General features: G+C 74.0%; 7 protein-coding genes. 5 read left to right on the top strand and 2 right to left on the bottom strand.

All coding sequences use genetic code 11. From position 1 onward, the window contains the following. Positions 1 to 535 precede the first annotated feature (535 nt). The 5 genes from D7318_RS12050 to D7318_RS12030 all read left to right on the top strand — a co-directional run bounded on the left by D7318_RS12050 (position 536) and on the right by D7318_RS12030 (position 6,316). A complete protein-coding gene (locus D7318_RS12050) occupies positions 536 to 1,765 on the top strand; it encodes a sensor histidine kinase (protein WP_120696908.1) in 1,230 nt (409 codons plus the stop codon). Then, positions 1,762 to 2,415, top strand: a complete 654-nt coding sequence (locus D7318_RS12045; RefSeq protein WP_120696907.1) for a response regulator — start codon at positions 1,762 to 1,764, stop codon at positions 2,413 to 2,415. The genes D7318_RS12050 and D7318_RS12045 overlap by 4 nt, the downstream gene beginning before the upstream one ends. A gap of 144 nt (positions 2,416 to 2,559) precedes the next feature. Further along, complete coding sequence (locus tag D7318_RS12040) at positions 2,560 to 4,626, top strand: MMPL family transporter (protein WP_120696906.1); 2,067 nt, start codon at positions 2,560 to 2,562, stop codon at positions 4,624 to 4,626. Between the two features lie 438 nt (positions 4,627 to 5,064). Beyond that, positions 5,065 to 5,751 (top strand): UvrD-helicase domain-containing protein, encoded by a 687-nt coding sequence (locus D7318_RS12035; protein WP_329604571.1) that lies wholly within the window; start codon positions 5,065 to 5,067, stop codon positions 5,749 to 5,751. Between the two features lie 175 nt (positions 5,752 to 5,926). Further along, positions 5,927 to 6,316, top strand: coding sequence for a nuclear transport factor 2 family protein (locus D7318_RS12030; RefSeq protein ID WP_120696905.1), 390 nt, complete (start codon positions 5,927 to 5,929; stop codon positions 6,314 to 6,316). Position 6,317: 1 nt separating this feature from the next. Here the strand turns inward: D7318_RS12030 and D7318_RS32790 are convergent, their stop codons facing one another. Next, a complete protein-coding gene (locus D7318_RS32790) occupies positions 6,318 to 8,000 on the bottom strand; it encodes a hypothetical protein (RefSeq protein WP_183091374.1) in 1,683 nt (560 codons plus the stop codon). Further along, entirely contained in the window at positions 7,997 to 10,339 is a 2,343-nt protein-coding gene (locus tag D7318_RS12020) for an ATP-binding cassette domain-containing protein (protein ID WP_120696904.1), read from the bottom strand. The genes D7318_RS32790 and D7318_RS12020 overlap by 4 nt, the downstream gene beginning before the upstream one ends. Positions 10,340 to 10,434 lie beyond the last annotated feature (95 nt).

Below are 10,434 nucleotides of genomic sequence, written 5' to 3'. Positions count from 1 at the left end.
GGGGAGGGGTAGGGGGGGTAGGGGGGAGGTGGGGAGCGGGGGGGGGGGCGGGGGGGGGGGGGGGGGGGGCGAGGGGGGGGGGGGGGGGGGGGGAGGGGGGGGGGGGGGGGGGGGGGCAGCGCGCCCGGCGCGACCAGGAGCGTTCGCTGGTCCACGCGCGCGTCGTCGCCTGAGACGACCACGCCGAAGTTGCGGCCCGCCGCGACCGAACGCCGCCCACGCGCCGAGCAGGCCCGCGACCACCGCACCCACGACGACGCCATGGGGCACCCCTCCCCGAACGGATCCCTGGCACCATCCTCCCGCCAACCGCCCCCCGGCGGGAAGCCGCGGGCCGCCATGCCCCCCGTAGGCACGGCGACCGACCCAACGGCCTTGATTTCATGGCCCGTTCACCGCTCAGCCTGCCACCGACCGCCCGGGACCCCTCCCGGCCCCGCGCGGGGGAGGGCGGATATCCCCCGCACCGGCGAGGACAGCGCCCCGGCGCGCGGCGATACTGGCACGGCCTGTGCCCGGTACGAGGAGGCGCCGCATGACCCTGTCCGCCCGGTGGGAGCGTCGGTTGCGTCGGCTGCGCGACGCGAACCCGTATGTCGTGGACACGGCGCTGGCCGCGTTCATCCTGGTCATGGCCTGCGGGCAGTACGTCCTGCCCGACGACACCAAGGACGGCGGCGGCGTGACCGCCTGGGGATTCCTGCTCGCCGCGGGGACGGCCGTTCCGCTCGTGTGGCGTCGGCGCGCGCCCGAGGCGTGCAGCTATGTGGTCAGCTTCTGCACCCCCGTCATGGCGATCTACCACGACCCGCCGCCCGAGGTGACCTATGGCGGCCTCGTCGTCCTCTACACCGTGGCCGCGCTGACGCCGCCGTGGCACCGGCGGTTCATGCTGTCGGGGTGGCTGGGCGTCTCGACCCTGACGCTGTTCGCGCTGGACGCGGACCCGCTGGAGTACGCGTTCACGCTGCTCAGCTATGTGACGGCCTACGCGTTCGGCACGCTCGGGCGCCTGCAACGCGCGTACACCGCCGCCGTCGAGGACCGGGCGCGGCGCCTCGAACGGCAGCGGGCGAACGAGGTCGCGCAGGCCGCCGCCCGCGAACGCGCCCGCATCGCACGGGACATGCACGACATCCTGGCGCACGCGGTCAGCCTCATGGTCGTGCAGGCCGAGGCCGGGCCCGTGGTCGTGCGCTCCGACCCGGCCCGCGCGGAGGCGGCGTTCGACGCCATCGCCGACACGGGGCGCGACGCGATGGCGCAACTCCGGCGGATCCTGGGCGTGTTGAAGGACGAGCAACGCGGCGACCTGCGCACGCCGCAGCCCACCATCGCCGCGCTCCCCGACCTGGTGGCGCACGTGGGCAGGGCGGGCCTGCGGGTGTCGTTCACCACCGAGGGGGCGCCGACGGCCGTGCCGCCCGACACCGAGGTGGCGGCCTACCGGGTGGTGCAGGAGGCGTTGACCAACACCCTCAAGCACGCCCGCGCCGACAGCGCCCGCGTCGTCCTCGACTGGGCGGGCGCGGCGGGGGAGTTGGTGATCACCGTGACCGACGACGGGCGGGGGCCGAACGACCCCGACGGCGCGGACGGCTCCGGCGGCGCGGGCGACCCCGACGGCTCCCGGGGCCACGGCCTGATCGGGCTGCGGGAACGCGCCTCGGCCTGCGGCGGGACGGCCGAGGCCGGGCCCGCGCCCGGCGGGGGTTTCCGCGTCGTCGCCCATCTGCCGACCGCACCCGTGGAGGTGACCGCATGAGTATCCGCGTCGTCGTCGCGGACGACCAGGAGCTGGTCCGCAGCGGATTCAGCATGATCCTCGAGGCGCAGCCGGACATCGAGGTCGTCGCCGAGGCGGGCGACGGGGCCGAGGCCGTCGCCGCCGTCGCGGCGCACGCGCCCGACGTGCTCCTGCTCGACATCCGCATGCCCGGCATGGACGGGATCGAGGCGGCGCGGCGCGTGTGCGAGAGCAGCGCGTGCCGTGTCGTGATGCTGACGACGTTCGATCTGGACGAGTACGTCTATGACGCCTTGTATGCGGGGGCCAGTGGCTTTTTGCTCAAGGATGTTCGCCGGGATGACCTGGTGCACGCCGTGCGCGTGGTCGCGGCGGGCGACTCGCTGCTCGCGCCCTCCGTCACCCGGCGCCTGGTCGCCGACCTCACCCGCCGCCGCCCCGCCGTTCCCTCCACCCGGCTGAAGGTTCTCACCGCGCGCGAGGAGGAGACCCTGCGGCTGCTGGCCCGGGGTCTGACCAACGCCGAGATCGCCGCCGCCCTGGTGGTCAGCGACCACACCGTGAAGACGCATGTGTCGAACATCCTCGCCAAGTTGGGCCTCCGTGACCGCATCCAGGCCGTGATCTGCGCGTACGAGACCGGACTTGTCACCCCCGGGGCCGACTGACCGCCCCCCGGCTCCCCCGCGCGGGCGAGTCCCGAGACCGCCCGCACCGGCGATCCGCCGGGCCCCCTCCGCGCGCCACGCTGAAGCCTCCTGACCGACCCGAGCGCGTCCCGAGCGCGCCGCTCGCCCTGAGGAGGCACCACCATGCTGGGAACGTTCGCACGCGTGGCCACCCGCCGCCCGCTCACCGTCATCGGGGTCTGGGCCCTGCTGATCGTCGTCGGCTTCGGCATCGGCACCGGCGTCTTCGGCCGCCTGATCGAAACGGTCGAATCCGTGCCCGGAAGCGAATCCGACCGCGCAACGGCCACCCTCGACCGGATCGATCCCCTGGACGGATCGATCACCGCCGTGATCGAGTCCGACGACGTCACCGATCCCGCGCTGACCGCCGAGGTCGAACGCGCCCTCGCCGACGTCCGCGCCCTGCCCGATGTCTCCGCCGTACCCGATCCGATTCCGTCGGAAGACGGCAGAGCCCTGCTGATCCCGATCGAGTTCGCTCGCGACGACGGCGATTCCCTCCAGAACGCGGTCGATGTGATCCGCGCCATCGAGGACCGCGCCGACGCCGAGGTCAACGTCAGCGGCGGCCCCCTGCTGGGCGAGGAGATGGGCGCCCGCGCCCAGGAGGACGTCCAGCGCGCCGAGTTGATCTCCCTGCCCGTCGTCCTCGCGCTGCTCCTCGTCATCTTCGGCGGGCTGCGTGCCGCGGGGCTCCCGCTGATGGTGGCGGTCAGCGGCGTCGCGGGCGCGTTCCTCGCCCTCCACCTCTTCAGCCTGGTCACCGAAGTCTCCGTCTACGCCGTCCAGTTGACCACCATGCTCGGGCTCGGCCTCGCCGTGGACTACGCGCTGCTGATGGTGGTCACCTTCCGCGAGGAGCGCCGCGCCACCGACGACGTGGTCGAGGCCGTCACCGGGACCGTGCGGCGCGCGGGGCGGACCGTGCTGTTCTCCGGGCTGACCGTGGCGGTGAGTCTGGCGGGGCTGCTGGTGTTCCCGAGTCCGTTCCTGCGCAGCATGGGCCTGGCCGCCGCCGCGGTGGTCGTCGTGGATATGCTGGCGGCGTTGACGCTGCTGCCCGCGCTGCTCACCCGCTTCGGGAAGAAGATCGCGCCCGCCGGGCCCGCGGCCGACTCGGGCGCGTTCTTCGCCCGGGTGGCCCGCTTCGCCGCCCGCCGCCCGCTGGTCGTGACCGCCGCCACCGTGGCGCCGCTCGTGCTCCTCGCGTCGCCGGTCGCGGGGCTCACCATGGCCGTGGGGGACGCCCGTTCGCTGCCCGCGTCGACCGAGGCCAGGGGCCTCTACGACGCCCTTGAGGATCACTATCCGGAGGGAACCGGTATCTCCCCGATCACCGTTCTGATGGCACCTGATGCCGATCCGGACATCGCCGAACGCGTTCAGTCGCTCCCGGGCGTCGCCTCGGCCAGCACCACCCCGTTGGACGACGGCGCGGTGATCGTGCGCCTCACCCCCGCGGGCGAGGTGGACGGGCCCACCGCCACCGGCCTCGTCGAGGACATCCGCGCCCTGCGCGGCGACGAGCTGGTCGAGGTCACCGGGCCGGCGGCCCGCCTCGTCGACTTCCGCGCCATGCTCGCCGAACGCACCCCCTGGGCGGTCGCGATCGTTCTGGTCTCCATCTTTGTGCTGTTGTTCGCCTTCACCGGATCGCTTCTGCTGCCGATCCGAACGATCCTGACCACCCTGCTGAGCCTCGGCGCCGCACTCGGCGCGGTCGTGCTCGTCTTCCAGGACGACCTGGGCGCCCTCAACATCACCGCCCCGCCGCTCATCCTCGCGATCGCCTTCGGCCTCGCGATGGACTACGAGCTGTTCATCCTGGCCCGCATGCGCGAGGCGTGGCTCGACAGCGGAGACCCGCACACGGCCGTGGTCACCGGGTTGCGCCGCTCGGGCCGCGTCGTCTCCTGCGCGGCGCTCCTCCTGGCCGTGGTGTTCGGCGCGTTCATGACCGGCGGCTTCTCCCCGATCCTCCAGATCGGCCTCGGCCTCACCCTCGCCGTCCTCATCGACGCCACCCTGGTCCGCATGCTCCTGGTCCCCGCGACGATGACCCTCCTGGGCCGCCGCGCCTGGTGGTCCCCCACCCCCCTGCGCACCCTCCACACCCGCTACGGCCTGAGCGAGGCCCCGACGACCCCCTCCCCGTCCCCGACCCCGGCCCCGACCAAGGCCCCCTGATTCCCGAGCCGTTGGCCCCGAGCCATGGCGTCCCCTGTCGTTGACCCCCTGCCACCCTCGACGGACTGTCCTAGGATCATCACTCCGCGTCAGACGGGGAGGGACACCATGGCGGCAGGGGACTCGGCACGGCGCAAGGCGCCGGAGGCGCGCCGACAGGAACGGCTCCTGCGCGAGCAGGGGTCATCGACGTCAAGGCGTGGCGTCCCGAACCCCGGCTCATGCAGGGCCGGTTGACCGCGGCGGGCGAGGACAGGGACGCGGAGATCGACAAGCTGCTCGCCGTGACCGCGACGGCCGAGCGGGCGGTCTCCGAGCCGCGCTGCTGCGCGAACGGCCCCGGCTCACCGCCGCGTTGGCGAGGACCGTGGCCGACCGCCTCGAGTCGACCACGTCATCAAGGGCCGCGGCATCACGACCTTCGACGCGTACGCGGCGGTGGTCAGGCGCAGCCGCAGGCCGCGGCTCACCCGGGCGCACCGGGAGGCGGTGTGGGCCCCGTACGAGGAGTACGAGCGGCTGCGCGCCGAGCGCGGCGTGCACGACTTCAACGACATCCTCGCCCTCGCCCTCGCCGAGAGCCGCGCGAGCGACCCCGCCGCGAGCCCCTACGGCGCGGTCGTCGTCGACGAGGTCCAGGACCTCACCCTCGTCGGCATCCGGCTGCCGCACTCCCTGACGGGCGACGCCCCCAACGGCCTGCTGCTCATCGGCGACGGCCAACAGGCCGTCCGTCCCGGGGGGTTCCGCCTGTCCGAGGCGGGCATCGACATCAGGGGCGACCGCGGGCAGGTCCTGCGCACCAACTACCGCAACGCCGCCGACACCCTCCAGGCGGCCCTGGCCGTCGTCGCCGACGACGCCTTCGAGGACATCGACGAGGTGCGCACCGCGGGGCGCCGCGACGTCGAGCCGGTGCTCCGCAGGGGCGGCGTCACCCGGGTCACGCTCCACTCCGCGGCCGAGCACGACCAGGCGCTCCTCGACGCCCTGCGGGCCCCCGGGCCCCTGGGCGGCTCGGCCGTGCTCTGCCCCACCAGGCGCGCCATCGACGACTACCACCGGCTGCTCACCCGCGGGCAACGGCGACGCGCCGGACAGCGAGGCCGCCGCCGAACGCCGTGAGCTGGCCCGCCGCCAGCTGTTCGTCGCCATGACCCGCGCCCGCGACGCCCTGTGGCTCGGCTCCGTCATACCTCCTCGGTAGTACGGGGATGCCCTCCTCCCGGCCGATGTGGTGCGGGGTGACCTCGGCGGAGGGTGGGGGGTCGCGACCACCCCACGCGCGAGGAGGCGGGACATGCAAGGCGACCTGGAGCTCGTTGAGTTCGGCGGGCGGTGGGCCCGGGCCGAACTACGGGGCGACATCGAGGCGTTGGACACCCTCCTCACCGGCGACTTCGCCGCGGTGGGCTCCCTCGGCACGGTCCTCGACCGCGCACGTTGGCTGGCGCGCTACTCCTCGGGGGCCCTGGTGCACGACCTGTTCACGTGGGAGGACGTCGAGCTGCGCCGCTACGGCGGCGCCGCCGTCGCCCTCGGCGTGCAGCGGCAGCAGAGCGTCTACGAGGGCCGCGACGTGGAAGGGGCGTTCCGCGTCAGTCAGTTCCTCACGGCGGCCCACGGCACCTGGCGCCTGGCCGCCCTCCACCTCACCCCCATCGGCGAACGCACGGCGCTGATGCTGTAGCTCAGGCGGCGGGCGCCTTGGGCCACGGGGTCGCGTCGCGGGCCGCGTCCAGGATGTCGCCGAGGCGGCGCCACGCGTGCGGCCCTTCGGGCCCGATCGGGCTCGCGGCCAGCCGCTCCCACGCCGTCGGGTCGTCGCCGATGGCGGCGGCGACCAGGGCGGTGACCTCGGGGGACGCGTCGCTCATGGCGGCCCAGGCGGGCAGGGCGCGTATCGTCTCGGCGGCGCACCCGGGGGCGGAGAGCGCCGCCCGGGTCCACGCCTCGGCGCCGGGGCCGTCCGCGAGCAGGCGGCGCAGGCCGAGCGTGAGGCGCGGCAGCGCCTCGGCAGGGGCCGAGTGCCGGGACAGGACCGCGGCGAAGTCGCCCCGCCTGCCCAGCGCGAACGACAGCAGCGCCTTCTCCACCAGCGCGTCATCGCCCGCGTGCCGGTCCAGATAGTCGCCGAGCACCCCCTCGGGCGCGTGCGCCAGCTCGTGCGGCGACACCGCTTCGGGCGCCGCGGGGACCTCGGCGACGGCGCGCTCGATCACGGCCAGCGCGTCGTCGAACTTCCGTGAGCCACGCCGCAGATGACGGCCCCGCCGCGCGTCGGCCACCAGCGCCCGCAGCCGCTCGCGCAACGGCCCTTCCACGGACGGCAGATACCCGAGCGCCACCGCGACCCAGCGCAGCTGGTCCACCCGGCCGACCGGACGCCCTGGCTCCGGCTCCCACAGCGCCAACGCCTCGGCCGCCGTCTCCGCGAACCGGCGCGCCAGCCCCACCCGCGCCTCCTCGGACAGCGGCCACCCCTCGGCCGGGCCGCGCAGCAGGGTCCGCCAGCGGCCACCCGCCGCCGAGGCCATCCAGTGCGCCGCCGCGCCCGCGCCCCGGTCCATGTCGAGCCCGAGGTCGCCCAGATACGCCTCGGGCAGCCGCCGCGCCTCGTCGGGGAGCGCCGCGAGCTCGTCGGCGAACCGCTCCCGCGCCGCCTCCCGCGCCAGGCCCGCGCGTATCTCCCGGCACACCCTGGTGGTCAGCACCGCCCCCGCGAACTGCGCCAGATCCGCGAGCGCCACCTCCGTGAGCAGCTCGGGCTCGGCCGAGTCCACCAGCTCGTCCATCAGCAGGTGCCGGATCTCCGTCTGGGCGGGGGAGCCCTCGAGCAGCGCCGACAGCCGCCGCTGCCTGCCCCGGTGGCGCCGCAGCAGCTCGAGCCACATCGCCCGCCACGCCGCCCGCGCGGCGCGGTGCTCCCGCATCCACCGTTCGACGCTCTCGCCCTCGCGGTGCTGCGCGGGCGGCCCGGGCAACAGCCGGACCGCCGCGTCGAACACGGCCTCGGGGATCCGCTCGGGATCCGCCTCGACCAGCACGGCCCACGCGGCCGATCGGCCGTCCCGCGGCTCGGCCGTCATCGGCGGCGGCTCCGGCGTGCGACGCCGCAGCTCGGCGATCACCCCGTCGGCCGCGAACGGCCCCGCGTCCTCCGCGAGCCGCGCCAGGCGCCCGTCGGACGCGGCTCGCAGCGTCTCGGCGCGCAACGCCGCCGGGCAGGCCGGGTGGGTCAACGCGGCCCGCGCCGCCTCGGCGTCCTCGCTCGCCGCCGCCGCGGCGAGCAGCGCCGCGGGCACGTCGCCTCGGCCCGCGAACGGCCCGGCGAGCAGCGCCCGCAGGGCCCCGGACGGCAGGGGCGGGGTCACCGCTCGGCCCCCCTGCCCGCGCCCTCGCCCAGGTCCCCGCCGACTTCCTCGCCGACTTCGTTGCCGACTTCCTTGCCCACATAGGCCCGCAGATGCCGCGCGGTCAGCGTGTCCCCGCGGGCCACCAGCTCCGCCGGGGTCCCCGTGAACACCACCTGACCGCCGTCGTGCCCCGCGCCGGGGCCGAGGTCGATCAGCCAGTCGGCGTGGGCCATCACGGCCTGGTGGTGCTCGATGACGATCACGCTGTTCCCGGCGTCGACCAGGCGGTCGAGCAGCGCGAGCAGCTGATCGACATCCGCCAGGTGCAGTCCCGTGGTCGGCTCGTCCAGCACATAGATCGCGGCCTTCTCCGCCATGTGGATCGCCAGCTTGAGCCGCTGCCGCTCCCCGCCCGACAGCGTCGTCAACGGCTGCCCGAGACGCACATAGCCGAGGCCCACGTCCATCAGCCGCCGCAGCACCGCGGCCGCCTGCCCCGAGGGGAAGAACGTGTGCGCCTCCGCCACGGACATGGCCAGGACCTCGCTGATGTCCTTGCCGTCGAGCGTGTACGTCAGCACCTCGGGCGTGAACCGCTTCCCCTGGCACTGCTCGCACACCGACGCCACGCCCGCCATCATCGCCAGGTCCGTGTAGACGAGCCCTATCCCGTTGCAGTGGGAGCAGGCGCCCTCCGAATTCGCGCTGAACAGGCTCGGCTTGACCCCGTTGGCCTTGGCGAACGCCGTGCGGATCGGGCCGAGCAGGCCGGTGTAGGTCGCGGGGTTGCTCCGGCGGGAGCCGCGGATCGGCGACTGGTCGGCCACCACGACCCCCGCGCGGCCCGGCAGCGCGCCATGGATGAGCGAGCTCTTGCCCGAGCCCGCCACGCCCGTCACGACCGTGAGCACGCCCAGCGGTATGTCCACGTCGACGTTTCTGAGGTTGTGCGAGGTGGCGCCCCTGATCTCCAGCCGCCCCCGAGGACCGCGCACCGCGTCGCGCAGCGCGGTCCTGTGCTCGATGTGCCGCCCGGTCAGCGTGTCCGAGGCGCGCAGGCCCGCGACATCCCCCGCGTAGCAGACGGTGCCGCCGTCCTCGCCCGCGCCGGGGCCGAGGTCCACGACGTGGTCGGCCACGCGGATCACCTCGGGCTTGTGCTCCACGACCAGCACGGTGTTCCCCTTGTCGCGCAGCCGCAGCAGCAGGTCGTTCATCCGCTGGATGTCGTGCGGGTGCAGACCCGTGGTGGGCTCGTCGAAGACATAGGTGACATCGGTGAGGCTCGACCCCAGGTGCCGCACCATCTTCACGCGCTGGGACTCGCCGCCGGAGAGCGTGGACGACGTGCGGTCCAGGCTGAGATAGCCGAGCCCTATCTCCACGAGCGAGTCGAGCAGGTGCCGCAGCGCGGCCAGCATCGGCCCGACCGAGGGCTCGTCGAGGCCCCCGACGAACGCCGCGAGCTCGTCCATCTGCATCGCGGAACACTCGGCGATGGAGACGCCGCCGACGAGCGACGAGCGGGCCGTCTCGTTGAGCCGGGTGCCCGCGCAGGACGGGCACCTGGTGAACACCACGGCCCGGTCCACGAATTCGCGCAGGTGCGGCTGCATCTTCTCGCGGTCCTTGGACAGATACGTCCGCTGGATCTTGGTGATCAGGCCCTCGTAGGTGACGTTGTGCGACCCGACCCTGATCTTGGTGGACGCCTTGTGCAGCAGGTCGTCCAGCTCGGCGGGCGTGAAGTCCCGCACCTTGGTGTCGGGGTCGTAGAGCCCGCAGGAGGCCATCACCTGCCAGTACCACGTCCCGACGCCGAAGCCCGGAACGGTGATCGCCCCCTCGTTGAGCGAGAGGGACGTGTCGAGCAGCTCCCCCACGTCGATCGTGGACGCCTCGCCCAGGCCCTCGCACGCGGGGCACATGCCCTCGGGACTGTTGAAGCTGAACGCCGACGACGTCCCGACGTGCGGCGTCCCCAGGCGGCTGTAGACGATGCGCAGCATGGTGTACGCGTCGGTGACGGTCCCCACGGTGGAACGGGAGTTGGCCCCCATCCGCTCCTGGTCCACGACGATGGCCGCGCTGAGATTCCGCAGCTGGTCGACGTCGGGCCGCCCCAGGGTCGGCATGAACGACTGGATGAACGCGGTGTACGTCTCGTTGATGAGCCGCTGCGACTCCGCGGCGATCGTCCCGAACACCAGCGACGACTTCCCCGACCCCGAGACCCCGGTGAAGACGCTGAGCCGCCGCTTCGGTATGTCGAGTGAGACATCCCGGAGGTTGTTCTCCCTGGCGCGGCGCACCTGGATCACATCATGGCTGTCGGCGGCCGCCCGTTCGGCACTCATCGCGCAACTCCCCTCCCGCGGTGGACACCCCCGATCATGACACCGCCCACTGACAACGCCCCCGACGACGACCGTTCAGTCCGTTCTCGCCCGCC

Origin of the sequence: Streptomyces radicis (assembly GCF_003626575.1) — a bacterium.
Lineage (GTDB): Bacteria > Actinomycetota > Actinomycetes > Streptomycetales > Streptomycetaceae > Streptomyces > Streptomyces radicis.
The sequence above is the reverse complement of the archived record's forward strand: the minus strand, read 5'-3'. Positions and strand labels throughout refer to the sequence as shown.

Coding starts and splice junctions, on each gene's coding strand:
- D7318_RS12045 (WP_120696907.1), top strand. CDS start 1,762: ATGAGTATCCGCGTCGTCGTCGCGGACGACCAGGAGCTGGTCCGCAGC.
- D7318_RS12040 (WP_120696906.1), top strand. CDS start 2,560: ATGCTGGGAACGTTCGCACGCGTGGCCACCCGCCGCCCGCTCACCGTC.
- D7318_RS12020 (WP_120696904.1), bottom strand. CDS start 10,339: ATGAGTGCCGAACGGGCGGCCGCCGACAGCCATGATGTGATCCAGGTG.
- D7318_RS12030 (WP_120696905.1), top strand. CDS start 5,927: ATGCAAGGCGACCTGGAGCTCGTTGAGTTCGGCGGGCGGTGGGCCCGG.
- D7318_RS12050 (WP_120696908.1), top strand. CDS start 536: ATGACCCTGTCCGCCCGGTGGGAGCGTCGGTTGCGTCGGCTGCGCGAC.